The sequence below is a fragment of the Pantoea eucrina genome (genome assembly GCF_001691555.1).
Taxonomy (GTDB): domain Bacteria; phylum Pseudomonadota; class Gammaproteobacteria; order Enterobacterales; family Enterobacteriaceae; genus Pantoea; species Pantoea borealis.
Window position 1 is genome coordinate 927,269 of sequence record NZ_MAYN01000008.1, and the last position, 26,004, is coordinate 953,272.

Sequence of the window (26,004 nt, forward strand, 5' to 3'; positions counted from 1 at the left end):
AGGTTTCCGTCAGGCTATATAATGAATGTGTTTACCGCTGTGGTAAGGTGAATTTTCGATTTTTGCCCGCACCCGGAATACATCCCACAGCAGATCCTCATTCAGAATTTCCTGCGGCGTGCCGGTGGCGACAATTTCACCCTGCTGCATCACAATCAGATTATCGCAGAACATGGAGGCGTGATTGAGATCGTGTATCGCCACAATGCTGGTTACCGGCAGTTCGCTGATAAGCTTCATTAGCTGCATCTGATGATGAATATCGAGGTGATTAGTCGGTTCATCCAGCAGGATTTCGGTTGGCACCTGCGCCAGCGCCCGCGCAATATGCACTCGCTGCCGCTCGCCTCCTGACAGACTCTGCCAGCCCTGATCGCTTTTCTCCACCATATCCACCCGCTGCAGCGCTGCCAGAACCGTGGCGTCATCCTGTGCGTTCCAGCTGGAGAAAGGGGAGTGATGCGGAATACGTCCCAGCTTCACCACGTCACGTACCCGCATGTTGGCATCCGTCATCCCGTGCTGTTCCACAAAGGCCACCCGGCGTGCCAGCGCTTTTTTTGCGATAAAGCGGATATCGTTGCCATCCAGCATTACCTGACCGGCATGCGGGCGTCGCAGTCCCGCCAGCACGCGCAGCAGCGACGATTTACCGGATCCGTTTGGCCCCAGCAGGCCCACGGTTTGTCCGCGCGCTACGTTCAGTGAGACATCATTGACGATAACTTTCCTGCCCACTTTCCACGTAATATGTTCAGCGCAGATACTCATGATTTGTTCCCTGAGCGGTAGATAATGATAGCGAAGAAAGGTACGCCAACCAGCGCGGTGACTACGCCCACCGGCAGGCTTTGTGGCGCAATCAGCAGGCGCGAAGCGATATCCGCCAGTACCATCAGAATCGCTCCGGCCAGCGCGCAGGCGAGCAGCAGAGTGCGATGCAGCGGCCCGAAGAAAAAGCGCATCACGTGCGGCACGACCAGGCCGACAAAACCAATTGAGCCTGCCATGCTGACAATGGTTGCGGTAATCAGTGCCGTAGTCGTGAACAGGATCAGGCGTACCCGCGGTACGGCAATACCCAGCGACGCGGCGGCATCATCACCAAAGGTAAACGCATCCAGCGCGCGTGAATACCACAGGCAGATTGCCAGCCCCAGCAGCACCACAATCAGCACCAGCTGAAATTCCGGCCAGCGTACGCCGCTAAAACTTCCCAGCAACCAGAACATCACGTCGCGTGCCTGCTGAGCGCTGGCTGACGTGCTGATGGTATAGGCGGTTACCGCATTAAACAGCTGGGAGGCTGCGACGCCCGCGAGGATGGTCCGTTCGTTGCCGCTGCGCGCGCCCTTCGTGAGAAAGGCGACAAATGCAAAGGCGGCGAAGGCCCCGGCAAATGCCCCTGCCGAGAGCGAAACGGCGCCGGTGCCGAGCCCCAGAATAACAATAGCGACCGCGCCGGTAGAGGCACCTGCCGAAACGCCCAGCACGTAAGGCTCTGCCAGCGCATTTTTCAGCAGACTCTGCAGAACGGCGCCGCAGATGGCGAGACCCGCGCCGCAGCAGGCGGCAACCAGCGCCCGGCTGAGCCGGAAGTCCCAGATCACGCTCTCATAAATGCGATTGAGCGGTTCTGCCGTCAGGCCCAGACGATTACTGAACGCGAAAAAAACGCTCCTGAGCGGCACAGGCAGTTCGCCCACGCTGATGCCCAGCGCTATCACCATGATCAGAAGCAACAGCGCCGCGACTGCACTTGTGCTGAGCACCAGCGTCTGCCGCACGGTGGTAACAGCGGTGGTCATTAATTCAGTCCCATCTTACGCAGCTGCTCTGCCACCTGTTCAGCGCCATAGATGGTGCGGATAGTCGGGTTCATCGCCTGGCCATCCATAACCACGATATGCCCTTTTTTCACCGCATCCAGCTGACTCACGGCCGGATCGCTCTTCAGGAATTTAATCTTCTCTGCAGCGCTGTCCAGCGTCCAGCGGTTGCGATCGAGACTGGAGACAACAATCACATCCGGATTGGCGGCAATAATGCTTTCCCAGCCCACGGTAGGCCACTCGGTCTCGGTAGTAATGGCGTTATGGCCACCCAGCACGCTGGCAATAAAACCAGACGCGCTGTTCTTCCCGCCAACGTAGGCGTCTGCCGCCGGCGAGGAGCTGGAGAACCAGAACACAAAGGAAAGGTCGCGGGCATTTTTACTGAAGGCGCTGCGCAGCGCGGCTTCACGCTGTTTGAAGTCAGCGATCAGCGCCTGACCGCGATCTTCCACGTTGAAGATGCGGGAGAAATCGTCGATCTCTTTGTACAGATAAGTCATGTCCCATAATTTCTGGCGACTGCCATACATATCGCCCGCGCCTTTTTTGGTGGCGCACATGCCAGGGGACATATAGCTGTTCAGCCCCAGCGTGGCAAAATCCTCACGTTTCGCGACCTTGCTTTCCGGGCCGAGCAGCAGCGGGGCCTGCGCCGGGACAAAGTCCGGGTTTTGGGCCAGAATCGACTCCAGCGTCGGGATCTCAACGGTCAGCGTTTTGATGCCGGCATTCTGCTTAGCCAGCTGCGGCAGTACTTTAGTCGGCCAGAAAGCGCTGGCCACAATCTTATCCTGCAGCCCGAGCAGCAGCAGGATCTCTGTGGTGTTCTGTCCCAGCGCAACCACGCGTTCCGGCGCTTTAGTAAACGTCTCTTTGTAGCCACAGTTTTCGATGGTCAGCGGGTAGGGAGCAGCAACGGCGTGACTGGCGGCAGTAAACAGCAAAGCAAATGCACAAATGACTTTTTTCATCTAACCCTTTCTCTTATAAAAAGCGCTGATCCGTGAAATTCCTGACCGCGATAATAATGATAATGAATTACATTATCAACGGTTGACAAGCGCTGGTGGATGCCCCGGGTCATGGCAAAAGGGGAAATTGCCGCGTAATAGCTGTTTTCAGCGCGCGCAGGCCAGAAAGGGGTTTAACGCAGAAATGAAGGCGGGATGAAACATACGCCGCCAAAAAAAATCCACGCCGGAGCGTGGATAGTAAAGCACTTGCTTATCTGCGCGAGAGTAACGGGCATCCCGCGGAACAGCCGCCGTTATCAGACGTTGAACAGGAAGTTCATTACATCGCCATCTTTGACGATGTACTCTTTGCCTTCTGAACGCATTTTGCCCGCCTCTTTGGCACCCTGTTCACCTTTATAGGTGATGAAGTCATCAAAGGCGATGGTCTGTGCGCGGATAAACCCTTTCTCAAAATCAGTGTGGATCTTACCGGCAGCCTGCGGTGCAGTGGCGCCCACCGGGATCGTCCATGCACGTACTTCTTTAACGCCCGCGGTAAAGTAAGTCTGCAGGTTAAGCAGCGCGTAACCCGCGCGGATCACGCGGTTCAGACCTGGCTCTTCCAGACCCAGCTCAGCCATAAACTCATCGCGCTCTTCATCATCCAGCTCGGCGATGTCAGATTCAACGGCTGCACATACCGGCACCACTACCGAGCCTTCTGCTTCAGCAATAGCGCGTACCTGGTCAAGGTATGGGTTGTTTTCGAAGCCATCTTCATTAACGTTGGCGATGTACATGGTAGGCTTCAGCGTCAGGAAGCTCAGGTAGCGGATAGCGGCTTTCTCATCAGCATCCAGCTTCAGGGCACGCAGCATTCCGGCGTTTTCCAGATGCGGCAGGCACTTCTCCAGCGCAGCCAGTTCCGCTTTTGCGTCTTTATCGCCGCCCTTGGCTTTTTTCTGGCAGCGCTGAATGGCGCGCTCACAGGTATCCAGGTCAGAGAGTGCCAGCTCAGTATTGATAATATCGATATCTTCTGCCGGATTAACTTTGCCTGAGACGTGAATAATATTTTCATTCTCAAAGCAGCGGACCACGTGACCAATTGCTTCTGTTTCACGGATGTTGGTCAGGAACTGGTTACCGAGGCCTTCGCCTTTCGACGCGCCTTTTACCAGACCGGCAATATCCACAAACTCCATGGTGGTAGGCACCACGCGCTGAGGTTTAACAATTTCGCTCAGCTGATCAAGGCGCAGATCGGGCATCGGTACTACGCCAGTGTTTGGCTCGATAGTGCAGAACGGAAAGTTTGCTGCTTCGATACCCGCTTTGGTCAGCGCGTTAAACAGGGTGGATTTGCCAACGTTTGGCAGGCCCACGATACCGCATTTAAATCCCATGATCTGATTACCTTTCTCACTGAGGGTGGCGCACCGCCGGGCGGCACGCCTGATTCAAAAAATTTCGCGCATTATACACAGAATTGCCCGGCGCGGCGCGGGAATTGCCTTAGCCCGCTTTGAAGGCGTGCAGACGATTCATCGCTTTAATCTTATCTTCTTTCAGCCACAGTTCTGTGCAGCGCACCGCTTCATCGACGGCGTCATCAATCAGCTTCTGCTCGCTGGCGGGGGGTTTTCCCAGTACAAATCCGGTCACTTTGTTGCGATCGCCAGGATGGCCGATGCCTACGCGCAAACGGTGAAAGTTATTGTTGTTACCCAGCCTGCTGATAATGTCTTTTAAACCGTTATGCCCGCCATGCCCGCCGCCCTGTTTAAATTTAGCGACGCCCGGCGGCAAATCCATCTCATCGTGTGCGACCAGAATCTCTTCAGGCGTAATACGGTAAAACGTGGCCATCGCCGCCACCGCTTTACCACTGAGATTCATATAGGTCGTTGGCACCAGCAGCCGCACATCATTCCCGGCCAGAGCCAGGCGCGCCGTATAGCCAAAAAACTTAGGCTCCTCTTTTAGCGCCTGATTATGGCGGCTGGCCAGCAGATCCAGATACCACGCGCCGGCGTTGTGGCGCGTTGCCGCATATTCGGCACCGGGATTTGCCAGTCCCACAATCAGTTTAATGCTGCTCACAATAGTTATCCTGTTCTCCTGCGGAAAGGAGGGTAGTTTACTGCCTGCTGGCAGGGATGACAAAGATTGTCAGGCAGAAGTAGTGTCACTGCGTGATTAGTCAATTTCTATGTAAAACAAGATACTGCAGGTAAATTTTTGTCATTTGCAGGTTGTGTTGTGTGATCCTGGACGCAAAATGCTCCGCTATCATTGCCTAAACTTATGACAGGTTAACGTTATGTGCGGTTTTATTTTGCTCATAAGGATGGAGGTACATCATGAAACGTCATCAATGCCGCGTTATAGGTAACGGATTAATGTGTCTGGGGCTGCTGACCATGGTTGCCGGCATCGCCTCATCCGTTATCAACCAGCTGCCTTCGGTAAATATGCCGCCCCTGCTGGCCAGTGGTGCCATGTTTGGTATTTTTATCGGGGCACTATTGTGGCTGGCGGGTGCGCGCGTCAGCGGTCGGGAAAAAATTGAAGATCGTTATTACTGGCATCGTCACCACGGTGATGTCCGCTGCCGCCGTAACCATACGCCCCATTAACTGACCCTTTCAGCAACCGCCTTTGGCGCTGGAAAAGCGTATTCTGTGCGGTTGCGGCCACGGGCTTTCGCGCAATAAAGGGCTTCATCAGCCAGCGCCAGCAGCGCCGGAAACTGGCTGGCAGCCGGGCTGGCTGTGGCATAGCCAATACTGACGGTATAACCGATCCCGGCAGGCTGCGAGTGCTGCGTCGCCTGACGAATAGCTTCGCACACCTGCCGAACCTGCTCACTGTCGCCGGTTACCAGCGCGGCAAACTCTTCTCCGCCGAGCCGGGCAAAATAGCTCTCTGCCGGCATATGCGCCTCAGCTATCTGGCAAAAATCGATTAACACCCTGTCACCCTGCAGGTGGCCATAGCGATCGTTGATGTTTTTAAAATGATCGAGGTCAAACAGCACCGCGCTAAAGCCGTCGGCTGGAGAGAGCCGAGCCCGCCGCCGCCGCACGTTATCCGCCTGTTCAAACAGCGCACGCCGGTTCCATGCGCCGGTCAGCGGATCGCGCAATGACGCCAGCTTATGCGCCACCTGCGATCGTTCATTAACCATCGCCAGCAGGGTAAATGTCAGGCCTATCACAAACAGAATCGATTCAAGGATAACGTAAATCGAGAAACCCGATCCGCCAATGGCGCCCGGCTGGCGGCTGACAACAGCGTCATCAAGGAAAATGCGGGCGAGATGAAAACCGAGATGGATCCACAGCAGCGTCTGCGCAGGCCAGAAAGTGACTTTCAGCGTGCTGCGCGCGCGCCAGAGCAGCATGATAAACGCTGCGGTATAGAGTATGCACAGCAGGCAGAGCACCAGCACCCGCTGTGGCTGACCGTGATAAAAACCGGGCAGCAGGCAAAGCAGCGCCCAGAGCAGTGCGCCGCCGGGCCACAGCAGGCCAACGGGTCGCTGACAGAAGGTACGAAATGCGCACAGCAGCGTACCGTAAGCCAGCATAACCATGACATTGCCCAACGCAACCGGAAGAAAGTGCAGGCCGGCACTGCGCAGGCTGCTGAGAAATACCGCACACAGCGTCAGTATCAGCGTCAGCGTGGTAAAGCCCAGCACCCGGTCATACTGGGCACCGACCCAGGCAAATATCATAATGATGCTCAGAAACCCCAGCACATAAAGCTCGCACACAAACAGCGTATAAATATCGAGCGTCATGGCAGTGGGCGTTCCCGGAAAAAAGTGGAGCTGAAAATAGCACTATTTCCGAAGCGGCTGAAGTAGCGGACAGCGCGAAAACGAAAAAGAGCAGAAGGCAGGGAGAATAGCGTACAGAGTAAAAATTTATCGGGCGAACAGCGTGAAAAAAAGCAGCTTCAGAAAGGAAGGCGGGCGCGGATAAGCATAAAAAACCGGGCGCAGGGCCCGGTTAAGCGTGAACAATTAATGTTCAAACATAGCAGAGATTGATTCTTCGTTGCTGATACGGCGAATAGCTTCAGCCAGCATGCCGGAAAGTGTCAGAGTGCGCACATTTGGCAGCGCTTTCATCTCTTCCGAAAGCGGGATGGTGTCACAAACAATCACCTCGTCAATCACAGATTTGCGCAGGTTTTCAACTGCGTTACCCGAGAAGATAGGGTGGGTGGCATAGGCGAATACGCGCTTGGCACCACGCTCTTTCAGGGCTTCAGCCGCTTTGCACAGCGTACCGCCGGTGTCGATCATATCGTCGACCAGCACGCAGTCACGTCCTGCGACATCACCAATAATATGCATAACCTGAGACACATTCGCGCGCGGGCGACGTTTGTCGATGATAGCCATATCCGTGTCATTAAGCAGTTTGGCAATTGCGCGGGCGCGCACCACACCACCAATATCCGGCGAAACCACGATGGGGTTTTCCAGGCCAAGCTGCAGCATATCTTCCAGCAGAATCGGGCTGCCGAAGACGTTGTCTACCGGCACATCAAAGAAGCCCTGAATCTGCTCGGCATGCAGATCAACGGTCAGCACGCGATCCACACCGACGCTGGAGAGGAAGTCAGCAACCACTTTAGCGGTGATCGGTACACGCGCTGAGCGCACGCGGCGATCCTGACGGGCATAACCAAAATAGGGAATAACAGCGGTAATTCGACCAGCAGAAGCCCGACGCAGCGCGTCGACCATCACAACCAGCTCCATCAGATTATCGTTGGTGGGGGCACAGGTGGACTGGATGATGAAAATATCGCCACCGCGTACATTTTCGTTAATCTGTACACTTACTTCGCCGTCGCTGAAACGACCGACAGCGGCGTCTCCGAGGCTGGTGTAAAGGCGGTTGGCAATACGTTGTGCTAGTTCCGGGGTGGCGTTACCAGCAAATAGCTTCATATCAGGCACGAGAAGAACCTCAGGCTTGGACGTCCAGAGAATGAACCGCTCAAACATAACCGGCGAATATGTTTGAGCCTGTTCATACGGTGTGTTAATGCGCAACGTGCCGTATCTGGAACGGGTAATACGGTCACGTAAACGCTTAAAGCCCGGAAAGGGTTTGCTGCAACGGCGAGAGGTTAAGCCCGCGCGCCACAAATCCGCGAATCCATTTCGGGGCAAGCTCCAGCACCTGACGAGCGTCGGACTCGGTGTTAAATTCAGCAAACACGCAAGCGCCGGTCCCGGTCAGGCGCGACGGCGCGTATTCTAGCAGCCAGGAAAGCAGCGCATCAACCTCACGAAAACGTTTTCTTGCCACAGCTTCACAATCATTATGAAAAGGCAGGCTCAACAGTTCATCTAATGTGCGTATCGGTGAATTGCGCGTCAGATCGGGATCGCGGAAGATATCGGGCGTGGCGATACTCACACCCGGATGCGCGACCAGATACCACTTTTCTGGCGGCGAAGCGGGCTGCAGCTGCTCCCCGACGCCTTCGGCAAACGCGGCGTGGCCGCGCACAAATACCGGGACATCGGCGCCCAGCGTGACGCCCAGCGCAGCCAGTTCATCTGTGCTCAGCCTGCACTGCCACAGATGGTTCAGCGCCACCAGCACCGTGGCGGCATCAGAGGAGCCGCCGCCCAGCCCGCCGCCCATCGGCAGCTGTTTTTCCAGCGCAATCTGTGCGCCCGCGCGGTCGTCAAGTGTGCCTTTCGCCATCGCCGCCTGCTTTAACGCCAGGGCCGCGCGCGCAATCAGATTATCCGCATCGGCCACGCCTGGCAGCGGCGTCAGCAGGCTGATACGCCCGCTGCGATCCGGGGTAATCTCCAGCGTATCGCCCGCATCGAGAAACTGAAACAGCGTTTGCAGATTATGGTAGCCGTCAGCGCGCCGGCCGGTGATGTAGAGAAACAGATTAAGTTTTGCCGGAGCGGGCCAGGTGGTCATCATTGCAGGGTCCAGCTATCCATACGCAGTTTGATACGCTGGTCGCCCTCGGTCAGCTCCAGATTAGCGGGCAGAGAGGGTGTGACTTTTGTGTCGTAGTCGCCGATAGCCACGTGCCACTGCTGGCCGTTACGGCTGTAGCTCAGGCTTTTCAGCTGGTAGTTATTATTGAGCTGATAATCTGTGGCGTCGCCCGGCAGGCCCATCATCCACTGCCGCAGGTTGGCCAGCGGAATATCCATGCCGGTAAGCTGCGAAATCATTTTCTCAGCATCATTACTGGTATAACGCTTGCCCTTGTTATCAACAATCTGCACCACGGAGCCCTGGGCATCCAGCTGCAGTTCGGTGCTGCCCAGCGGGTTGGTCAGCAGCAGGCGATAGCGGTCGGGCGCGGTCTGCTGCCAGTTGAAGCGGGCATAGACTTTCTGTTTATCGGACAGGTAAGCAAAAGCGCCGCGCGTCTGATAATGGCTGATTCCGGCGACCTGCTGCTGGTGCTGTTGCCACTGTGGCGCGGTAGTTGCGGGACCCGCTCCCTGCTGCGGTTTGTTAATGCTGCAAGCCGCCAGCAGAACGCTGGCAAGGGGTAAAAGGCGCAACAGTTTGCGCGTAGGCAATGGCATCACGTGGTCATCTCCTCAGACACGTTTTTAATTCGTAACCGATAACGCTAACTGCCCGCCTGATAACCGTCAATGCCGGCCAGCGGAAAATTGCGCACGATCAGTTTAATCTTATCACTGTCATAGTCTTTGTATGGCTTTTCATGATCTGCCGCATCTTGTAGAATGCGCTTCACAAAACCAGACAATCAATGGGACTTCCCAGCCACAATCACATGACGCTCCTGGCACTCGGAATCAATCACAAAACTGCTCCTGTCGCTCTGCGTGAACGCGTGTCGTTTACGCCGGATACGCTTGACCAGGCTCTGAACAGCCTGCTGTCGCAGCCAATGGTACAGAGCGGCGTGGTACTTTCTACCTGTAACCGCACCGAACTCTACCTCAGTGTAGAGCAGCAGGCGGATTTGCAGGAGAAGCTGGTACGCTGGCTATGTGATTACCACAATTTGCCGGAAGCGGATGTGCGCAACAGTCTCTACTGGCACCAGGATAACGCGGCAGTCAGCCATCTGATGCGCGTAGCCAGCGGGCTCGATTCGCTGGTACTGGGCGAACCGCAAATTCTCGGTCAGGTGAAAAAGGCGCATGCCGACTCCTCCCGCGATCGTGCGCTGACCAGTGAGCTGGAGCGGATGTTCCAGAAAACGTTCTCCGTGGCCAAGCGCGTGCGGACCGAAACTGAAATCGGCGCCAGCGCGGTCTCTGTTGCCTTCGCCGCCTGTTCGCTGGCGCGGCAGATATTCGAGTCGCTCAGCACCGTCAATGTGTTGCTGGTAGGGGCAGGTGAAACCATTGAGCTGGTAGCACGCCATCTGCGCGAGCACAGCGTAAAAAAACTGATGATCGCGAACCGCACCCGTGAACGTGCTCAGCTGCTGGCTGACGAAGTGGGTGCCGAAGTTATCAGCCTGGCTGAAATTGAAACCCGCCTTTCCGACGCCGATATCATTATCTCTTCTACCGCCAGCCAGCTGCCGATTATTGGTAAAGGCATGGTGGAGCGTGCGCTGAAAGCGCGACGTAATCAGCCGATGCTGCTGGTGGATATCGCTGTACCGCGCGACGTTGAACCTGAAGTGGGCAAGCTGCCTAACGCCTACCTTTACAGCGTGGACGATCTGCAGGCGATCATTGAGCAGAATATGGCGCAGCGTAAAGCAGCCGCCCTGCAGGCAGAAAGCATTGTTGTGCAGGAGAGCGGGGAGTTTATGGCGTGGCTGCGTGCACAAAGCGCTGGCGAGTCCATCCGTGAATACCGCATGCAGGCAGAGCAGGTACGCGCTGAACTGCAGGAGCGCGCGCTGGCTGCGCTGCGACAGGGAGCCGATGCAGAAAAAGTGCTGCAGGAGCTGGCACATAAACTCACCAACCGTCTGATCCATGCACCAACCAAATCACTTCAGCAGGCTGCCCGCGATGGCGATGGCGAACGCCTGCAGATCTTACGCGACAGCCTCGGTTTAGAGTAATCTCCGCTGTCACGACCTATCACCGGGATACCTACAATTAGATGAAAAGCTCGATTATTGCCAAGCTGGAAGCGTTACAGGAACGCCATGAAGAAGTGGAAGCGTTACTGGGCGATGCCGGCGTGATTGGCAATCAGGAACGTTTCCGCGCGCTGTCACGCGAATATGCCCAGCTGAGCGACGTTACCCGCTGCTTCCGCGACTGGCAGCAGGTGCAGGAGGATGTGGATACCGCTGAGATGCTGCTTGAGGACCCGGAAATGCGCGAAATGGCGCAGGATGAACTCAGGCTGGCGCGCGACAAACGTGAGGTACTGGAGCAGCAGCTACAGGTCTTGCTGCTGCCCAAAGATCCGGATGATGAACGCCCCTGCTTTATCGAGGTGCGTGCCGGAACCGGCGGCGACGAGGCGGCGATTTTTGCCGGCGATCTCTTCCGGATGTACAGCCGTTACGCTGAAGGACGACGCTGGCAGGTGGAGATCATGAGCGCCAATGAAGGCGAGCACGGCGGCTATAAAGAGGTGATCGCGCGGGTGACGGGCGAGGGCGCATATGGGCGGATGAAGTTTGAGTCGGGCGGGCATCGCGTTCAGCGCGTGCCGGAAACCGAATCACAGGGACGCATCCATACCTCGGCCTGTACCGTGGCCGTTATGCCGGAGCTGCCGGAAGCGGAACTGCCGGATATTAATCCGTCCGATCTGAAAATCGATACCTTCCGCTCCTCAGGTGCAGGTGGTCAGCACGTCAACACCACCGACTCCGCTATCCGTATCACTCACCTGCCAACCGGCATCGTGGTTGAGTGTCAGGATGAGCGTTCACAGCATAAAAACAAAGCCAAAGCGCTGGCGGTACTGGGCGCGCGTATTCACGCGGCTGAGATGGCAAAACGGCATGCTGCCGAGGCTTCAACCCGCCGCAACCTGCTTGGCAGCGGCGATCGCTCCGATCGTATCCGCACCTATAACTTCCCGCAGGGGCGCGTGACCGATCACCGCATCAACCTTACGCTTTACCGGCTGGATGAGACAATGGAAGGCAAGCTGGATACGCTAATCGAGCCGATCGTGCAGGAGTATCAGGCCGATCAGCTCGCCGCGCTGGCCGGACAGGATTGATGGAAATTCGCCGCTGGCGTCAGCTGGCTGTGATGGCGCTGAGCGGAGGCGAAAGTCCGAAGCGGGACGCTGAGATCCTGCTCAGCTTCGTTACCGGTAAAACGCGCAGCTGGCTGCTGGCCTTTGACGAGCATCTGCTGAGCGACGATCAGCTCGCGCAGCTTGAGTTGCTGCTGGCACGCCGTCAGCGGGGTGAACCGATAGCTCACCTGACGGGGGAGCGTGAATTCTGGTCACTGCCGCTGCGTGTCAGTGACGCCACGCTGATCCCGCGTCCGGATACCGAACTGCTGGTTGAGCAGGCGCTGCTGCGTCTGCCCGCACAGCCCTGTGAGGTGCTTGACCTGGGGACCGGTACGGGTGCCATTGCGCTGGCCCTTGCCAGTGAACGTCCTGACGCGCAGATCACCGGCTGCGATCGCATTCCCGCTGCCGTTGCGCTGGCGCAGGAGAATGCGGCGCGGCTTGGCCTTATCAACGTCCGCTTTCAGCTCAGCCACTGGTTTAATGACCTGCCTGCTACCCGCTACCACCTGATCGCCAGTAATCCACCGTATATTGATATGGATGACACCCATCTGCTGCAGGGTGACGTGCGCTTTGAGCCGCGCAGTGCGCTGGTAGCCGATGAAGCCGGGCTGGCCGATATTCGTTTTATTATCCGCAGCGCCCCGGCGTGGCTGCAGCCGCAGGGCTGGCTGCTGCTGGAGCATGGCTGGCAGCAGGGTGCCGACGTGCGCGCCCTGATGTGTGAACAGGGCTATCAGCAGGTAACCACCCTCACTGACTATGGCGGTAATCCGCGCGTTACGCTTGGACAATATGCATAAAGGGACACAGGATGGCCGGCTGGTATCCGCAGATTAAGCAGTTTCATATTTTTATGGTGATTATCAGCGTCAGCCTGTTTCTGCTGCGCTTTTACTGGCTGACTACCGCTTCAGGCCTGCTGCAGCAGCGCTGGGTGCGGATCGTACCGCATCTGTGCGACACGTTTTTACTGTTGAGCGGCGCGCTGCTGGTGATAATTACTCACTTTTATCCCTTCACACCGCAAGGAAGCTGGCTGACGGAGAAGCTGTTAGCGGTTATTATCTACGTCGCCTTGGGTTTTGTGGCACTGAGTCGTCGTCCGCGCAAGCTGAGCACGCGCTGGTTCGCCTGCCTGCTTGCGCTGGTTGCTCTGCTGTTTGCAGGCAAACTGGCGATGACCAAACTGCCGATTTTGGGGATAGTATGACCTCATCAGTAGAATTTGATTTTAATGAAACACCGTTAAGTGAAGCAGTGATAGGTGCAACCTGCGCCATCCGCGACGATTTTTCCGCCCCTTCGGTTCAGCAGCAGCTGTCAAAACTGGTGGAAGAGGCGCGCGACTATATCAGTAGCGCAGCGGATGCCGATCTGCGGCTGGAAAAGCTGCTGGAGCTGTTCTATCGCGAATGGGGCTTTGGCGGCGCCAGCGGCGTCTATAACCTGTCAGATGCGCTCTGGATCGATAAAGTCCTGAAAAGCCGTCAGGGCACCGCGGTGTCGCTGGGGGTAATCCTGCTGCACATTGCCGAACAGCTGGAACTGCCGCTGATGCCGGTTATTTTTCCGACTCAGCTTATTCTGCGCGCAGACTGGCTGGATGGTGAAATGTGGCTGATTAACCCCTTCAATGGTGAAACGCTGGATACCCATACGCTTGAGGTCTGGCTGAAGGGAAATATCAGTCCTACGGCAAAACTCTATACCGACGATCTCGATGAAGCCAAGACGCTCAGCGTGATGCGGAAAATGCTCGATACGCTGAAAGCGGCGCTGATGGAAGAGAAGCAGATGGAGCTGGCGCTGAACGTCAGTAAAGTATTGCTGGAGATCGATCCTGACGACCCGTATGAAATTCGCGATCGCGGCTTAATCTACGCTCAGCTGGAGTGCGAGCATATTGCGCTCACGGACTTAACCTATTTTGTTGAGCAGTGCCCGGAAGATCCGGTGAGTGAAATGATCAAAGTACAGATCCATGCAATCGAACAGAAACAGGTCACGCTACACTAAGCGTTGCCGGTATAAGGAAAGATCATGACAGAGAAAGTAGTTAAAATTGGCGATATCGATGTAGCAAACGATCTGCCGTTTGTGCTGTTTGGCGGGATGAACGTACTGGAATCACGCGAACTGGCGATGCGCATCTGTGAGCACTATGTGACGGTGACCGACAAACTCGGTATTCCTTATGTCTTCAAAGCCTCTTTTGACAAGGCGAATCGCTCCTCGATTAAATCGTATCGCGGTCCGGGTCTGGATGAGGGCATGAAGATTTTTCAGGAGCTGAAGCAGGCGTTCGGCGTGAAGATCATCACCGACGTGCATGAATCCTGGCAGGCGCAGCCGGTTGCCGATGTGGTTGATGTTATTCAGCTGCCGGCATTTCTGGCACGCCAGACCGATCTGGTCGAAGCAATGGCAAAAACCGGCGCCGTGATCAACGTTAAAAAACCGCAGTTTGTCAGTCCGGGCCAGATGGGTAACATCGTGGATAAATTTGCGGAAGGCGGTAATGATAAGGTTATCCTCTGCGATCGCGGCAGCAACTTCGGTTATGACAACCTGGTTGTGGATATGCTGGGCTTTAACGTAATGAAGAAAGTCACGAATAACAGCCCGGTCATTTTCGACGTGACGCATGCGCTGCAGACGCGCGATCCGTTTGGTGCCGCATCAGGGGGTCGTCGTGCTCAGGTAGCGGAGCTGGCTCGTGCCGGTATGGCCGTTGGTATTGCCGGTCTCTTTATCGAGGCGCACCCGGAGCCAAACAGCGCGAAATGCGACGGTCCTTCCGCGCTGCCGCTGGATAAGCTGGAGCCGTTCCTGGCTCAGATGAAAGCGATTGACGATCTGGTCAAGAGCTTCCCGGCACTGGATACCAGCAGCTGACAGCCTGTGGCAAACGAAAAAGGCACCCTGACGGGTGCCTTTTTTGTTTTCACTGTGCATCAGATTAGAGCATGATCGTCAGCAAATAACCGGCGAACAGCGCCAGGTGCGCTGCACCGTTGAGCACATTCGTACGCCCGGTCGAGAACGAAATGTGACACAGGATCAGGACGGCGATCAGCATCACCATGTGCGGGGGCTCCAGGCCAAAAATCAGCGTCTGTCCTGTCAGCGTGGCAATGATACTGACGGCCGGCACGGTAAGGGAAATCGTCGCCAGCACGGAACCAAAAAACAGGTTCATGGCGCGCTGCACCTGGTTGGTCAGCACCGCTCTGATGGCGCCCAGCCCTTCCGGAGACAGGATCAGTAGCGCGACGAGGAAGCCGGTAAACTGCTCCGGTGCGTTAAGCTCTTTCAGCAGCAGTTCAAGCGGGTTAGCATTCATTTTGGTCACGCTGATAACCGCAATCAGATGAACAATCAGCCAGAGCGTGTGCCACAGCGAGCTGTGCGCGGAGGGTTTGCCGTGGTGCGGATCGTCCCCCTCATCTTCGTGCTCATAGACAAACAGGCTTTGATGCGTTTTGGTCTGAATCAGCAGGAAAACGCCATACATGGCGGCTGAGATAGCAGCGATAATCAGTGCCTGCGCGGTAGTAAAGTTACCGCCTGGCAGGGCATTCGGGAACACCAGAACCAGAATCGCGAGCGGAAAGATGGCAATCATATACTGCTTAACGCCAGCCAGATTGACATACTGAGTAGCGAATTTTCTGCCACCGAGCAGCAGCGCGCAGCCCACGAGTCCGGATGTGACAATCATGATGATGGAATAGAGCGTATCGCGCATCAGCGCCGGTGCGGCATCGCCCGTTGCCATCAGCGCAGAGATAAGGCTTACCTCAAGAATTACTACGGAAAGACTCAGGATCAGCGAGCCGTAGGGTTCGCCCAGCCGGTGCGCCAGCACGTCCGCATGGCGCACAACGCTAAAGGCGCTGCTCAGAATAGCCACCAGTGCCAGCAGGTTGATGCCGATAACCGGCAGCAGCGCTGTCTGATTGCCAAAAAAGCTCAGCACCGTCAGTGCAGTAACGGGAAGAATCAGCGAAAACTCACTGTGTCGGGTTTTTTCATGTCCAGCCATTCACCATCCCCATTAGCAAAATGTTTAAAAACCGGCGTCATTGCCTGTTAACTATACGCATTAATCACACTGGCGCAGTGTAGCTTTTCATCACTCGCTGAACAGATTTTTTACGCGACTTTACTTTTTGCGCTAAGTTAATCTGATTGAGTTAAATAAACAGTTATTTCAGTATTTATACTTAAATTCATATAGATATAAATTCAATATAAGCAAATATCGCGCAGTAAAAGCCGCTTTGAAGCTGTGATATGAGGTCGTTATTGGCTTTAAGAAGACTGTTTTAACGATCGCTGGCAAAAGATAGCGTTTGCATTTCAGCGCATCTGTTCCAGACTTTACGATATACCTGACACCGGAGGAGATATGCCTTACTCATCAACCAGCGAACTGCCAGACAGCGTGCGTCACGTGCTGCCGGCTCATGCACAAACCATCTATCAGAACGCCTTTAACAATGCCTGGGATCAATATAAGGATAAAGAAGATCGCCGGGGCGATGCATCACGGGAAGAGGTCGCGCACAAAGTTGCCTGGGCTGCAGTAAAGCATGATTATGCGAAAGGCGATGACGACAAGTGGCATCCGAAAAAGTAGTGGCTGATGCGGGCCAGAGCGGCCCGCACCACGCCTGTTTTAATCCTCTCATTATTTCTTCCCGCCAGCCGATAATCTGAAACAGTTCTTTATGTGAAAAGCGTCAGGACAATCTTGAAACCGCAGTAATGAATGCATTACTGTTTCTGACTGAGCCGACGCGCGTCGTTTTCAGGATACCGGTTCAGGATCCAGGCGTGCAGGGTGCCAGTGCAGTAGAGGAGATCGCAGTGTTAACCCGGGAATTCTTACTTAAAGCCGATTGCAAAACATCGTTTGGTGATATTGATGAGGCGCTGCTGTGGAGCTGCGAAAAGCGGGCCGCTTCGCTTTCTGCCACGCTTGCCTGCCGGCCTGACCAGAGTCCGGTATGGATCTTTGGCTATGGCTCGCTGATGTGGAACCCGGTTTTTGACGCGGAGGAGGTGGCTTCAGGACGCCTGGAGGGGTGGCATCGCGCGTTCTGTCTGCGCCTCACTGCCGGACGCGGCACCGAGGCGGCACCAGGACGCATGCTGGCGTTAAAAGAGGGCGGCAGCACCAGCGGCCTGGCTTTTCGTCTGCCAGAGGCGCGCCTGCATGAAGAGCTGGAGCTGCTCTGGAAGCGCGAGATGATCACCGGCTGCTATCTGCCCACCTGGTGCGAGCTGCAGCTGGAAGACGGCCGCTGCGTTACGGCGCTGGTCTTTATCATGGATCCGCGTCATCCGCTGTATGAGGATGATTCCTGCCGCAGTACCATTGCACCGCTGATTGCGCAGGCGAGCGGGCCGCTCGGAACCAATGCGCAGTACCTTTTCTCGCTTGAGCAGGAGCTGGTCAGACGCGGCATGCAGGAAGCCGCACTGACGCGGCTTGCCGCTGAGGTAAGGGCGCTGCAGCAGCGTGCAGCGCCTCAGGCTTAATTGCCAGGGTTGATGAGCCAGGTACCAGGCTGCTTAATCGTCAGCGTCTGGCTGCGCACCTGGTCGCCGCGCCGCACCTCAAGATGATAGCTGCCGGCAGCGAGATTGAGTGACGCAAAACCGCTGCTGGCGGCTTTGATATCCTGCACTTCACCATTCAGCACGACGCTTTCGCCTGCCTGCAGCTGCAGATAGAGTGTGGCAATAGCGGGTGCGCTGGTTGCCGCCGGGGCCTGCGTCGCCGGAGCAGCCGCTTCCGGCGCTGCCGCGACAGGTGGCGTCTCACCGTGGCGCACCGTCTGCCACACAACCAGACCCACCGCCAGCAGCGCCACAGCAGCCAGCGCCACTATGCCCGGCGACGCGCGTCGGCCTGCTGCACCGCCAGTGAGCGGTTCAGCAGCGGCGGCAGCGGGGTTAATTGCCACCAGCGGGGGTTCCGGTTCTGCGGCGGTGTCCGGCAGCCCGGCGGGCAGGGCAACCACCGGCAGCGGCGTGCTGAGCGCTTCGGCATCGCTCACCGGCAGATCGATAAGCTGCGCGAAGGCGTCGATGGTCTGCGGACGGTCCTGAGGCTTCATCGCCAGCGCACAGTCGATGGCGTGCAGCAGCGGCAGGGAATAGCCTTCAGGCCGGGTTACCGCAAGCGGCTGGTAATTATCTTCGATGCAGCGCACCACGCTGACCGGCGGCGCATGTCCGGTAATCAGCGTATGCAATACCGCGCCCAGCGCATAGATATCGGTCCAGGGACCCTGTTCGACCTCACCCTCTTCACTATATTGCTCAATCGGCGCAAAGCCTGGCTTAAGCATGATTTCGGTTTCATCTGACAGATTGCCGATCTCTTTGCGCGCTGAACCAAAATCGAGCAGCACCGGCAGCTGGTTATCCTGAATCTGAATATTATCCAGCGAGATATCGCGATGCAGATAGCCGGCGGTATGGATTGTATTGATTGCGCCAAACAGCGGCGGAAGCAGGCGACGGATCCAGACTTCATCCACGGTGTCAGACTGACTTGCCTGCCACGCTTTCAGCGTCATACCGCTATAGAACAGCGTTCCCATATAGGCGGTGCCATTCTCTTCCCAGAAGCGCAGCACGTGCAGCAGCCCCGGATGATTAAAGCGTGCCAGCAGGCGTGCTTCCTGAATAAAGCTGTTACGACCGGCGTTGAACAACTTCTGAAAGCGCTCACCGCGCAGCTCCAGCGACATGTCTGCTGCGCGTACGGCCAGCGACTGCGGCATATACTCCTTGATGGCGATAAACCGTTCCAGCTGGTGATCCCAGGCGCGGTAGACGATGCCAAAACCGCCACCGCCTACGACGTCCCTGATTTCAAACTCGTTAAACCGGTAGCCCGCAGGCAGGGCATTAGGGATATGATTTTCGTTTGCCGACATAGTGAGTTCTCTGAACACATCCTGTAGTGCCTGTTGCCGCAGGGCAGCAGGCAGCGATCGCTGATTAATTAATGTTACGCCAGGCACCGATAGCCGGATCGGCGAGATCCGCATGCAGGGTGTCAATCAGTAACACTGTCACTTTTTGCTGTGGCATAAACTGCGGCGACCAGATGCCGCGTAAACGATCGACCTGCGCTTTTACCGTGCTGCTTTCACTGCCAGCTTTTTTATCCATCTGAATCAGCAGGGCACCGCTAAAACGCCAGACATGTTCCCGCGCATCAAACGGCAACACCAGCCAGCTCCCGGCAGCATCCGGCCGGGTTACAATCATCCGCTGTTTGTTGACCGCGACTATCTCCAGCGGCCTGGCGCCGGCCGCGAGACCGGCAACCGGGTATCCCTGATAAAAGACCACCGGCAGCGTCGCAGGCCCGCCTTTACTCAGCAGCGTCATGCTGGCTGCGCCTTCCAGCCAGCCTTCCGTGGAGCAGCGCCGTTCCGGCGCATCAGGGATAAACAGCGAAGCGCCTTTATCATCCCACCAGGTGCGGAAATGACAGCCACCGGGCAGCGCAAAGTGCTGCAGCGGCGTGTTGTCCGCCGGTCGGGAGAGATCCAGCGGTGCCGCAGTCGTGCTGCTGGCGCTGGCAGTGGCGTCATTCAGGATAATCGGACGCCAGTTCTGCAGTTTTGCTGCGCTGCCGTTAGCCAGCACGCTGCCTTCTTTGGTGGTCATCTGCCACGGCAGCTCATCAAGAGTGCCGCACTGGTTTGCCAGCAGCGTGCCTACCCGGGGCAGAAAGCTGGTAAGAATACGCGTGTCGCTGCTTTTACCGGACACAATACGCAACGGCAGCGTCTCTTTGCACCAGTCGTCGGGCGCTTTACTGGCAACATTGTCGATCCAGACTTCCAGCGCCAGACTGGGCGAATAGACCACACGATAATCTTCTGCCTGTGCATTCTGGGCCAGCAGCAGGGCGGCAACGCCCGACAACCACACTTTCATAGGGATCCTTGCAAATCAATAGTGAGGCGGCACAAAGCGCGCCGCATCAGCCTGGGAATAGAGCAGCGTGGCATCCTGCGGTTCGCCAATCCAGATCGCCAGCGCGCTGAGGTTGTCCCGCTTCTCGCTGCGATTTACCGCCTGTTCCATCAGCGTCAGCCACTCTTCACAGGCGTTAACCATACGTAACGCCTGTTCCATCTCCTGCGTGGTCAGGTTGAGCCAGAAGCCATCCGTGCAGACCAGAAACGCATCCCCGTCCTGGAGGTCAATCGCGGCACTGAACGTGACCGGACGTACCGGCTCAGTGCCGAGCGCATTATAGAGTAAATTACTGTTAATGCCGGAATTTTCATAGCCTGCTTCCTGCAGATGCCGGGCCAGACTGTGGTCCCGGGTTACCTCACACAGCGTGCCATGACGGAAGTGGTAAACCCGGCTGTCGCCTGCATGCGCCCACCATGCACGCTGTTTTTTACGGTCAATAAACAGGGCTGCGAGCGTGGTGCTCATGCGGGAAAATTTCGGATTCTTCCCTTGCTCCGCTGCCAGCGTTTGCTGGCAGAGGGTGATAGCTGCCTGCGTGGTGTCAGGCGTAAAGCTGTGGCTGTTTTGCAACGCGCTCAGCAGGGTATCGCGCACCAGCTGCGCTGCGTAGTCGCCGCCGGGTAGTCCCGCTACGCCATCACATACCAGAAAACAGGCGTGCTCATCGTCGAGCTGCGCACCGGTACGATCCTGGTTTTCATCACGCCGGCCCTGCTGACAGCGGCTGGCAAACATCATTTTCATGTCTCGTCCGTCCGCGTCTGTGAATCTTTGTACTGATTAACTTCCATGTCATACGCATTGAGAAAGGCTTCGCCAAAGAGCGTGTGGAAATCATCTTCAATCTCGCCAGCAGTGCGCTGATAGTGCCGCGTAAAAGCGTCCCACAGGGCAGCCTTGCGCCCGCTGCTGAAGGCGATTTTAGGCAGCGCGCCATCCTCGCGTGCGCGATCTTCCAGCCGCTGCGGGTTAAAAGATTGCAGCATGGCAGCAATGATCGCCCGGATACCGGCGATCATGCCCAGCTGATGCGCCTGTAAATCCACCAGTGCATCGCGCACCGCGGCTTCAGGCGGCATAAAGCCCGGCATCTGGCTTTGATACATCTGCATCAGCACGGTTTTACCGGAGGGCAGGATCTTAAACGGATTATTGGCTTCATTCAGAATCATAGTCATGTCAGCTTTCACGCCGCGTTTGAGTATCGAACGCGAGGAGAGCAGAGCAACGGTTCCCTGAGAAAACAGGCTGAGCATGCGGCCGGTAACGCGCATCTGCTCTTCACTGATAGCGGTCTGATGACCATTGTTCAGTCCCATTCCCTCCAGCAGAGCGGCGATGAGCTTCTCTTCTCCGGCTTCCGCAGGCAGGCCGGTTTGCGGTGCGCGCTCATAAGCAGGATCGATGGCCAGCCGCGGATCGGGCCGCCGCTCCTGACGTGCAGTGAGAGGGGGTTCCGGCATCAGTTCAGCACTCAGAACGGCCTCCTGCTGCATACCAAGCGGATCGGTGGCATCCTCGCTAAAAAACGACAGCGGATCGTTCTGCACCGCAGGCTGCTGCGCGGGGTCGGTAATGTCCAGCGTGTATTGACCAATCTGCAGCCGATCGCCATGCTGCAGCAGCGCCTGCGCGCCACGCTGCACGACCTGACCATTCAGCATAATCGCCGTGACGCTGCCCTGTGCGGTCAGACGGCATTCACCCTCGGCAGAAAGATGAATAAGCGCCTGCAGGCGTGAGATGGCGCGCGTTTCATCAGGCAGTATCAGATCGTTATCCTGACTGCGGCCAATGGTGCCGCCAGGCGGCATAAAGGTGACGCTTCTGGCGGGCACATCCGTATCGCACTGCACAAAGGTAAATTGCATGAGTCATCCCGTTAATAAGGCAAACGCGCCGGCTTATTCAAACATGGGTGGATAGAGGCCATTACGCCCCGGCTGCGCACCCGCCGCCGGGTTAAATAACAGTGAAAAAAGCTCTGCGGTCAGCGGGCCGCTGTGTTTATGGGTGGCGTGAGCAAAGCCGTCACTGCGATTGCTCCACCAGTAGCTGATATGTTGCTGTGGTTCAAACCGTTCTGCCACTTCCCGCCAGCTCAGGGTGCAGGGAAGATCGGCAAAACCGATGACATCCATAATATCGCTGCGCTGATTGTCCGGCACCAGTAAGGGTGAAAGCTGCTGCATGTGGGCTTCCAGGCTCTCCGGCAGGGTACGATCGCGCACCGCTGACCAGAGCAGCCCGCCCAGCTCACGAAACCAGTCGCCGGAGATCGTCAGCTGCGCCGGATGCCACTCGTTCAGCGTAAAGGTGCGCAGGGCCAGCAGCGGCCAGGCGCGTCCCACGCGATCGCACGAGGGCAGCAGGCAGCCCATCTGCACCTGCTGGCGCAGCGGCGACAGCGGCAGAACAAAGTTCCACACCGGCGCGCGTAAAAAGAGCTGCGTGCTGGCGTGCTCCTGCTGATGCCAGTGAATTAATCCCTGCTGAAACCAGTGGCTCCAGGGAGAAACAGTGGCCTCACTCAGACGCTGCCGCAAAAAGTCACCGGTAGCGGGTAGTTTGCCATACCAGCCCGGTGCGCTGTGGTTCGCCATGATTACCTCACCGTTACTCACTATAGCGGGTCAGCTGCCCGGCAGAAGCCTCTGGCGCGGTCGCCAGCACGCTGCTCTCCTGACCCGCACGTTTCAGGTTTTCTGCAAGCTTGCGCATCATCAGCGCGTTATCACGTGCATAGGGTGAAGATTGTATCTGCTGATCGAGCAACTGACTGAGATGCCAGTCGAGCTGCTGCAGATCGCGCACGCTGACGTCCGCCGGCAGCGTGCGCTGCAGATTTTCGATCAGCCAGCTGCGCAGAAACGTGCCGTCATAATTACGCGGCTGATAAAGCATCTGATAGGCGCGTAGCGCGTTGCGGCTATATGCGTTGTCGGTGCCGGGATCGTCGCGCAGCAAATGCGTGATTTGCTGTGCCACCCGAGGCAGCAGCAGAGACTTAAGCGCATTTTGATAAAGCACCCATGCCGCATCGCTCACCTGCGTGCCGCGATAGAGTCCGGCGCGCATAGTAAGCGGCGGATTATCCAGCGAAAAGCGATCGGACAGCGGCAGTTTCACCAGGTTATTTAAGAAGGGTAGCAGATCAAAAATATTCTCGACGGGCTGATGGATGACCTGCTGACTTTGCTGCGTCAGAGGCGCAATACGGCTGGCCACCTGCTCAAGATAGCGCTGATTTTGCACATAGCTGGTAAGCCATAAGCCGCATAACAGAACCAGCGCGCCCGCCAGGGCACCATAGCCTATCCGGTGCAGCAGACGGTTGCGGTATTCCCAGTGGCGGTTGCTGCCGGCAAGACCGCTTTCGCGAAACACCAGTTCACTCAGCAAATCGCGGATAAAATAGCTCTGGCCTTTATTGCCCGGAATAGGGTTACTGCGGTTGACGCTGTCCCAGGCTGCCAGAGTGTGGTCGCCGCTTTGCGGCAGCTGCAGCTTGCGATTAAGGGCGCCCATGATGCGGTCAAACGGCAGGCCTTCCTGGGTTCCGCTGGTAAAAAACAGCCCGCGCGCAGACCAGGCAATATCATCCTCATGACGGGAAAAGATAACGTCGAGATACTCATTAAGGAGCAGGCGAAGTGAACCAAACTCCTGCGGAAAAAGAAAGCTATCAGCCCGCTGCGTCAGATCGCGCTCGGCCGCCATGCGCTCTGCCAGCTGCTGCTTAAGCTGCTGCTCAAGCCGCCGGAAGCGCGCCGTAAAGCTGCTCTGCCACTCATCTTTGTGAGGTTTACCTGGTTCCCAGGGAAAGGTGAATCCCCAGATGGCATCCCGCTGCGGCTTACTGAGTCCTGCATGAAAGCTCAGAAACCCCTTCAGCAGATCCGTTTTAGTTACCATGATATAGACCGGAAAATGGATACCGGTTTGCTGATGCAGTTCAGCCATACGACAGCGCAGCGCCGTGGCCTGCGCATGCCGCGCCTCTGCGGTATCGGTCAGCAGGTCGGCCACGCTGATGGTCAGGATCACGCCGTTAATCGGCTGACGCGTGCGATAGCGCTTCAGCAGATTGATAAAGCTTTGCCACTCGGCGCTGTCGCGCGCGCGCTGGCTCTCCTGCAGCGCATAGCGCCCGGCGGTATCGATCAGTACTGCGCTGTCGGTAAACCACCAGTCGCAGTGGCGGGTTCCGCCTACGCCACGCACTGCGCTATTGCCATGCGTATCCGTCAGCGGAAAAGAGAGGCCGGCGTTTAACAGCGCGGTGGTTTTGCCTGCGCCCGGTGCGCCGACAATCAGATACCACGGAAGCTCATAAAGGTAGTGGCTCTGAAAGCGTGCCAGCCAGCTTTTTTGATGATGACGACCAAACTGCGCTCGTTTCAGACGCAGCGCGGCTTCGCTGAAGCGCTGTGTCAGCACCTGTTCGGTGGAGTGGCGATCGGAGAGCTCTTCCTGACTCATGCTCTGCAGACGATTCAGCAGCTTGCTGTTGAACCAGCCACGCCATATTGCCGGAATAAGCTGAAACAGCGTCCAGCAGAAACAGAGCAAGGCGACGGCGAGCTGTCGTGAGAAGATCGGCTCCAGCGGGCGGGTCTCACCCCAGACCCACAGCGGGCCGAGCATCCACACCAGACAGCTGAGGGCGGTAACACCGATCAGGCTCCAGAGCAGGCGATGAGTCAGCAGGTGACGAACAGATGTGCGCATCAGCGTTTGCCCTCCGGGGTTGCCGCCGCTTCCGGTGCGGCAAAAAGTGTGATCTCCACCCGGCGATTGCGGGCGCGGTTTTCATTGCTGTCGTTAGGCAGCAGCGGGTTACTGTCACCGCGACCTTCTGCTTTAACACTTTGCCCCGGGGCCAGCTGCGTCGCCAGCAGCTGCGTAATAGCACGCGCGCGGGCCAGCGAAAATTCATAGGTAGAGGCAAAACGGCCATCCACGGCACGGTTGTCGGTATAGACCGAGACCAGAACAGTTCCCTTAACGCTTTTCATTGCGCTGGCGACGTGCGCCAGCAGCGCACGGCCAACCGGGTTGACGACGGTGCCATCCGGAACAAAAAGTTTATCGGCGGGGATGATGACTTTACTGCCAAAAGCGCCATCGCTGACTTCCAGCTGGCCGGCAGCAATCACATCATTCAGACGCTGGCGCAGGTCGAGCAGCGCCTGCGGTGAAGCGGGACGTCGTCCGGGCATAATCTGCGGCAGAGGGGTCTGATAGATATCGCGCAGCAGCGGTTCAGCCGCATTGCCCAGCCGCCAGTTGAGCATGCTGTAGACCATGCAGGCAATGAGCGCCGCTACGGTGGCACAGGCCCAGAGCGGGACCATCGGACGCGTCAGGCTGTTAACTAACGGATGCACCTCTACCAGCGGCGTTGCGGCGATATTTTCCGCTGCACGCGCGTCGTGGATCAGCTGCGCCAGACGTTTGCGAATACCTTCACACTGCGTACGGCCGCTTTCGCTGCCGCGGTAACGACCTTCATATCCCAGCAGCAGACAGTAGTGGATCACTTCCAGCAGCCAGAGATGCTGCTGCGGACTTTGCGAAACGCGGGAGAGAAGCTGAAAGAATTTTTCACCTCCCCAGCTTTCATTATGGAAACTCACCAGCATGCCGTTGCCTGACCAGACGCCGCGCGTTCCCCACGGCGTCTGGGCTGCCGCTTCATCCAGCACACTGCAAAGACAGTAGCGCGCACCGATGATCATCTCAAACGGCAGACCAGCCTGCTTGCAGCGCTGTTCAAACAGCCGGATTTCATCAATCAGCAGCTGGCGTAATCCGGCCGGATCGTCATGCGTTGCAGCCTGCCGGATGCGGACAACAGCATTCAGCACCGGGGCGGCGGCATTCAGCAAAAGGTTATCGTTGCCCGCGCTGATATCGTCGCGGGCAAAGGGATCCTGCATCATTAATTCTCGTTTTTCCTGGCAATAA

At 56.9% G+C, this 26,004-nt stretch carries 26 protein-coding genes; 9 read left to right on the forward strand and 17 right to left on the reverse strand.

The window, feature by feature from the left end:
- Nucleotides 1-9: 9 nt before the first annotated feature.
- The 5 genes from BBA90_RS10420 to pth form a co-directional block, all read right to left on the reverse strand.
- Complete coding sequence (locus BBA90_RS10420; protein ID WP_065649067.1) at nucleotides 10-771, reverse strand: ABC transporter ATP-binding protein; 762 nt, start codon at nucleotides 769-771, stop codon at nucleotides 10-12.
- Nucleotides 768-1,808: a FecCD family ABC transporter permease gene (locus tag BBA90_RS10425; protein WP_065649068.1), complete on the reverse strand. Its 1,041-nt coding sequence runs from the start codon at nucleotides 1,806-1,808 to the stop codon at nucleotides 768-770. Before BBA90_RS10425 ends, BBA90_RS10420 begins: the two co-directional genes overlap by 4 nt.
- Nucleotides 1,808-2,806, reverse strand: a complete 999-nt coding sequence (locus BBA90_RS10430) for an ABC transporter substrate-binding protein (RefSeq protein ID WP_065649069.1) — start codon at nucleotides 2,804-2,806, stop codon at nucleotides 1,808-1,810. The genes BBA90_RS10425 and BBA90_RS10430 overlap by 1 nt, the downstream gene beginning before the upstream one ends.
- Nucleotides 2,807-3,105: 299 nt before the next feature.
- Nucleotides 3,106-4,197: a redox-regulated ATPase YchF gene (gene ychF, locus BBA90_RS10435; protein WP_039384969.1), complete on the reverse strand. Its 1,092-nt coding sequence runs from the start codon at nucleotides 4,195-4,197 to the stop codon at nucleotides 3,106-3,108.
- Nucleotides 4,198-4,306: 109 nt separating this feature from the next.
- The gene (pth, locus tag BBA90_RS10440) at nucleotides 4,307-4,894 is read right to left on the reverse strand and encodes an aminoacyl-tRNA hydrolase (RefSeq protein ID WP_065649070.1); all 588 of its coding nucleotides are present in this window, start codon (nucleotides 4,892-4,894) and stop codon (nucleotides 4,307-4,309) included.
- 260 nt (nucleotides 4,895-5,154) lie between these two features.
- On the opposite strand from pth, the gene ychH reads away from it, so the two are divergent.
- Complete coding sequence (ychH, locus tag BBA90_RS10445; RefSeq protein ID WP_065649071.1) at nucleotides 5,155-5,430, forward strand: stress-induced protein YchH; 276 nt, start codon at nucleotides 5,155-5,157, stop codon at nucleotides 5,428-5,430.
- On the opposite strand, the gene BBA90_RS10450 is transcribed toward ychH, so the two are convergent.
- The 4 genes from BBA90_RS10450 to lolB form a co-directional block, all read right to left on the reverse strand.
- Nucleotides 5,427-6,599, reverse strand: coding sequence for a GGDEF domain-containing protein (locus BBA90_RS10450; RefSeq protein WP_065649072.1), 1,173 nt, complete (start codon nucleotides 6,597-6,599; stop codon nucleotides 5,427-5,429). The two genes, ychH and BBA90_RS10450, sit on opposite strands and share 4 nt — an antisense overlap.
- A gap of 225 nt (nucleotides 6,600-6,824) precedes the next feature.
- Entirely contained in the window at nucleotides 6,825-7,772 is a 948-nt protein-coding gene (prs, locus tag BBA90_RS10455) for a ribose-phosphate diphosphokinase (protein WP_104085358.1), read from the reverse strand.
- Between the two features lie 136 nt (nucleotides 7,773-7,908).
- Nucleotides 7,909-8,766 carry a 4-(cytidine 5'-diphospho)-2-C-methyl-D-erythritol kinase gene (gene ispE, locus BBA90_RS10460; protein WP_065649073.1) on the reverse strand — a complete coding sequence of 286 codons (858 nt, stop codon included), beginning with the start codon at nucleotides 8,764-8,766 and terminating at the stop codon, nucleotides 7,909-7,911.
- Entirely contained in the window at nucleotides 8,763-9,389 is a 627-nt protein-coding gene (lolB, locus tag BBA90_RS10465) for a lipoprotein insertase outer membrane protein LolB (protein ID WP_065649074.1), read from the reverse strand. Before lolB ends, ispE begins: the two co-directional genes overlap by 4 nt.
- Nucleotides 9,390-9,604: 215 nt before the next feature.
- On the opposite strand from lolB, the gene hemA reads away from it, so the two are divergent.
- From hemA to kdsA, 6 genes are read left to right on the forward strand one after another with little or no spacing between them, the layout of a single operon-like run.
- Complete coding sequence (gene hemA, locus BBA90_RS10470; RefSeq protein WP_065649075.1) at nucleotides 9,605-10,861, forward strand: glutamyl-tRNA reductase; 1,257 nt, start codon at nucleotides 9,605-9,607, stop codon at nucleotides 10,859-10,861.
- Nucleotides 10,862-10,902: 41 nt separating this feature from the next.
- Nucleotides 10,903-11,985, forward strand: coding sequence for a peptide chain release factor 1 (prfA, locus tag BBA90_RS10475; protein WP_065649076.1), 1,083 nt, complete (start codon nucleotides 10,903-10,905; stop codon nucleotides 11,983-11,985).
- A complete protein-coding gene (gene prmC / locus BBA90_RS10480) occupies nucleotides 11,985-12,815 on the forward strand; it encodes a peptide chain release factor N(5)-glutamine methyltransferase (protein ID WP_065649077.1) in 831 nt (276 codons plus the stop codon). The genes prfA and prmC overlap by 1 nt, the downstream gene beginning before the upstream one ends.
- 11 nt (nucleotides 12,816-12,826) lie before the next feature.
- Nucleotides 12,827-13,225, forward strand: a complete 399-nt coding sequence (locus BBA90_RS10485; protein ID WP_065649078.1) for a SirB2 family protein — start codon at nucleotides 12,827-12,829, stop codon at nucleotides 13,223-13,225.
- A complete protein-coding gene (gene sirB1 / locus BBA90_RS10490; RefSeq protein WP_065649079.1) occupies nucleotides 13,222-14,031 on the forward strand; it encodes an invasion regulator SirB1 in 810 nt (269 codons plus the stop codon). Before BBA90_RS10485 ends, sirB1 begins: the two co-directional genes overlap by 4 nt.
- Before the next feature lie 24 nt (nucleotides 14,032-14,055).
- Nucleotides 14,056-14,910, forward strand: a complete 855-nt coding sequence (gene kdsA / locus BBA90_RS10495) for a 3-deoxy-8-phosphooctulonate synthase (RefSeq protein WP_065649080.1) — start codon at nucleotides 14,056-14,058, stop codon at nucleotides 14,908-14,910.
- 64 nt (nucleotides 14,911-14,974) lie between these two features.
- On the opposite strand, the gene chaA is transcribed toward kdsA, so the two are convergent.
- On the reverse strand, nucleotides 14,975-16,060 hold the full coding sequence (chaA, locus tag BBA90_RS10500; protein ID WP_065649081.1) for a sodium-potassium/proton antiporter ChaA: 1,086 nt from the start codon (nucleotides 16,058-16,060) through the stop codon (nucleotides 14,975-14,977).
- A 366-nt stretch (nucleotides 16,061-16,426) separates the two neighbouring features.
- Between chaA and chaB the strand changes: the two genes are divergently transcribed.
- On the forward strand, nucleotides 16,427-16,657 hold the full coding sequence (gene chaB, locus BBA90_RS10505; protein ID WP_065649082.1) for a putative cation transport regulator ChaB: 231 nt from the start codon (nucleotides 16,427-16,429) through the stop codon (nucleotides 16,655-16,657).
- A gap of 230 nt (nucleotides 16,658-16,887) precedes the next feature.
- Nucleotides 16,888-17,562 (forward strand): gamma-glutamylcyclotransferase, encoded by a 675-nt coding sequence (locus BBA90_RS10510; protein WP_167350684.1) that lies wholly within the window; start codon nucleotides 16,888-16,890, stop codon nucleotides 17,560-17,562.
- On the opposite strand, the gene BBA90_RS10515 is transcribed toward BBA90_RS10510, so the two are convergent.
- The 7 genes from BBA90_RS10515 to icmH form a co-directional block, all read right to left on the reverse strand.
- Nucleotides 17,559-18,971 (reverse strand): serine/threonine protein kinase, encoded by a 1,413-nt coding sequence (locus BBA90_RS10515; RefSeq protein ID WP_065649083.1) that lies wholly within the window; start codon nucleotides 18,969-18,971, stop codon nucleotides 17,559-17,561. The two genes, BBA90_RS10510 and BBA90_RS10515, sit on opposite strands and share 4 nt — an antisense overlap.
- A 64-nt stretch (nucleotides 18,972-19,035) precedes the next feature.
- Nucleotides 19,036-19,986 carry a hypothetical protein gene (locus BBA90_RS10520; protein WP_065649084.1) on the reverse strand — a complete coding sequence of 317 codons (951 nt, stop codon included), beginning with the start codon at nucleotides 19,984-19,986 and terminating at the stop codon, nucleotides 19,036-19,038.
- Nucleotides 19,987-20,001: 15 nt separating this feature from the next.
- Nucleotides 20,002-20,778 carry a PP2C family protein-serine/threonine phosphatase gene (locus tag BBA90_RS10525; RefSeq protein ID WP_065649085.1) on the reverse strand — a complete coding sequence of 259 codons (777 nt, stop codon included), beginning with the start codon at nucleotides 20,776-20,778 and terminating at the stop codon, nucleotides 20,002-20,004.
- Nucleotides 20,775-21,905 (reverse strand): type VI secretion system-associated FHA domain protein TagH, encoded by a 1,131-nt coding sequence (gene tagH / locus BBA90_RS10530; RefSeq protein WP_065649086.1) that lies wholly within the window; start codon nucleotides 21,903-21,905, stop codon nucleotides 20,775-20,777. The genes BBA90_RS10525 and tagH overlap by 4 nt, the downstream gene beginning before the upstream one ends.
- Nucleotides 21,906-21,938: 33 nt before the next feature.
- The gene (tagF, locus tag BBA90_RS10535; protein ID WP_065649087.1) at nucleotides 21,939-22,637 is read right to left on the reverse strand and encodes a type VI secretion system-associated protein TagF; all 699 of its coding nucleotides are present in this window, start codon (nucleotides 22,635-22,637) and stop codon (nucleotides 21,939-21,941) included.
- Nucleotides 22,638-22,650: 13 nt separating this feature from the next.
- On the reverse strand, nucleotides 22,651-24,765 hold the full coding sequence (tssM, locus tag BBA90_RS10540) for a type VI secretion system membrane subunit TssM (protein WP_065649088.1): 2,115 nt from the start codon (nucleotides 24,763-24,765) through the stop codon (nucleotides 22,651-22,653).
- Entirely contained in the window at nucleotides 24,765-25,979 is a 1,215-nt protein-coding gene (gene icmH / locus BBA90_RS10545) for a type IVB secretion system protein IcmH/DotU (RefSeq protein WP_065649089.1), read from the reverse strand. Before icmH ends, tssM begins: the two co-directional genes overlap by 1 nt.
- Between the last annotated feature and the right edge of the window lie 25 nt (nucleotides 25,980-26,004).

What these genes read in the sequence shown, in the direction of transcription:
- tssM (WP_065649088.1), bottom strand. Translation starts at nt 24,765, where the DNA reads ATGCGCACATCTGTTCGTCACCTGCTGACTCATCGCCTGCTCTGGAGC.
- chaB (WP_065649082.1), top strand. Translation starts at nt 16,427, where the DNA reads ATGCCTTACTCATCAACCAGCGAACTGCCAGACAGCGTGCGTCACGTG.
- BBA90_RS10430 (WP_065649069.1), bottom strand. Translation starts at nt 2,806, where the DNA reads ATGAAAAAAGTCATTTGTGCATTTGCTTTGCTGTTTACTGCCGCCAGT.
- prfA (WP_065649076.1), top strand. Translation starts at nt 10,903, where the DNA reads ATGAAAAGCTCGATTATTGCCAAGCTGGAAGCGTTACAGGAACGCCAT.
- tagF (WP_065649087.1), bottom strand. Translation starts at nt 22,637, where the DNA reads ATGGCGAACCACAGCGCACCGGGCTGGTATGGCAAACTACCCGCTACC.
- BBA90_RS10420 (WP_065649067.1), bottom strand. Translation starts at nt 771, where the DNA reads ATGAGTATCTGCGCTGAACATATTACGTGGAAAGTGGGCAGGAAAGTT.
- hemA (WP_065649075.1), top strand. Translation starts at nt 9,605, where the DNA reads ATGACGCTCCTGGCACTCGGAATCAATCACAAAACTGCTCCTGTCGCT.
- BBA90_RS10425 (WP_065649068.1), bottom strand. Translation starts at nt 1,808, where the DNA reads ATGACCACCGCTGTTACCACCGTGCGGCAGACGCTGGTGCTCAGCACA.
- ispE (WP_065649073.1), bottom strand. Translation starts at nt 8,766, where the DNA reads ATGATGACCACCTGGCCCGCTCCGGCAAAACTTAATCTGTTTCTCTAC.
- BBA90_RS10525 (WP_065649085.1), bottom strand. Translation starts at nt 20,778, where the DNA reads ATGAAAATGATGTTTGCCAGCCGCTGTCAGCAGGGCCGGCGTGATGAA.
- prmC (WP_065649077.1), top strand. Translation starts at nt 11,985, where the DNA reads ATGGAAATTCGCCGCTGGCGTCAGCTGGCTGTGATGGCGCTGAGCGGA.
- ychH (WP_065649071.1), top strand. Translation starts at nt 5,155, where the DNA reads ATGAAACGTCATCAATGCCGCGTTATAGGTAACGGATTAATGTGTCTG.
- BBA90_RS10515 (WP_065649083.1), bottom strand. Translation starts at nt 18,971, where the DNA reads ATGTCGGCAAACGAAAATCATATCCCTAATGCCCTGCCTGCGGGCTAC.
- ychF (WP_039384969.1), bottom strand. Translation starts at nt 4,197, where the DNA reads ATGGGATTTAAATGCGGTATCGTGGGCCTGCCAAACGTTGGCAAATCC.
- tagH (WP_065649086.1), bottom strand. Translation starts at nt 21,905, where the DNA reads ATGCAATTTACCTTTGTGCAGTGCGATACGGATGTGCCCGCCAGAAGC.
- BBA90_RS10520 (WP_065649084.1), bottom strand. Translation starts at nt 19,986, where the DNA reads ATGAAAGTGTGGTTGTCGGGCGTTGCCGCCCTGCTGCTGGCCCAGAAT.
- chaA (WP_065649081.1), bottom strand. Translation starts at nt 16,060, where the DNA reads ATGGCTGGACATGAAAAAACCCGACACAGTGAGTTTTCGCTGATTCTT.
- sirB1 (WP_065649079.1), top strand. Translation starts at nt 13,222, where the DNA reads ATGACCTCATCAGTAGAATTTGATTTTAATGAAACACCGTTAAGTGAA.
- kdsA (WP_065649080.1), top strand. Translation starts at nt 14,056, where the DNA reads ATGACAGAGAAAGTAGTTAAAATTGGCGATATCGATGTAGCAAACGAT.
- BBA90_RS10485 (WP_065649078.1), top strand. Translation starts at nt 12,827, where the DNA reads ATGGCCGGCTGGTATCCGCAGATTAAGCAGTTTCATATTTTTATGGTG.
- lolB (WP_065649074.1), bottom strand. Translation starts at nt 9,389, where the DNA reads ATGCCATTGCCTACGCGCAAACTGTTGCGCCTTTTACCCCTTGCCAGC.
- BBA90_RS10450 (WP_065649072.1), bottom strand. Translation starts at nt 6,599, where the DNA reads ATGACGCTCGATATTTATACGCTGTTTGTGTGCGAGCTTTATGTGCTG.
- icmH (WP_065649089.1), bottom strand. Translation starts at nt 25,979, where the DNA reads ATGATGCAGGATCCCTTTGCCCGCGACGATATCAGCGCGGGCAACGAT.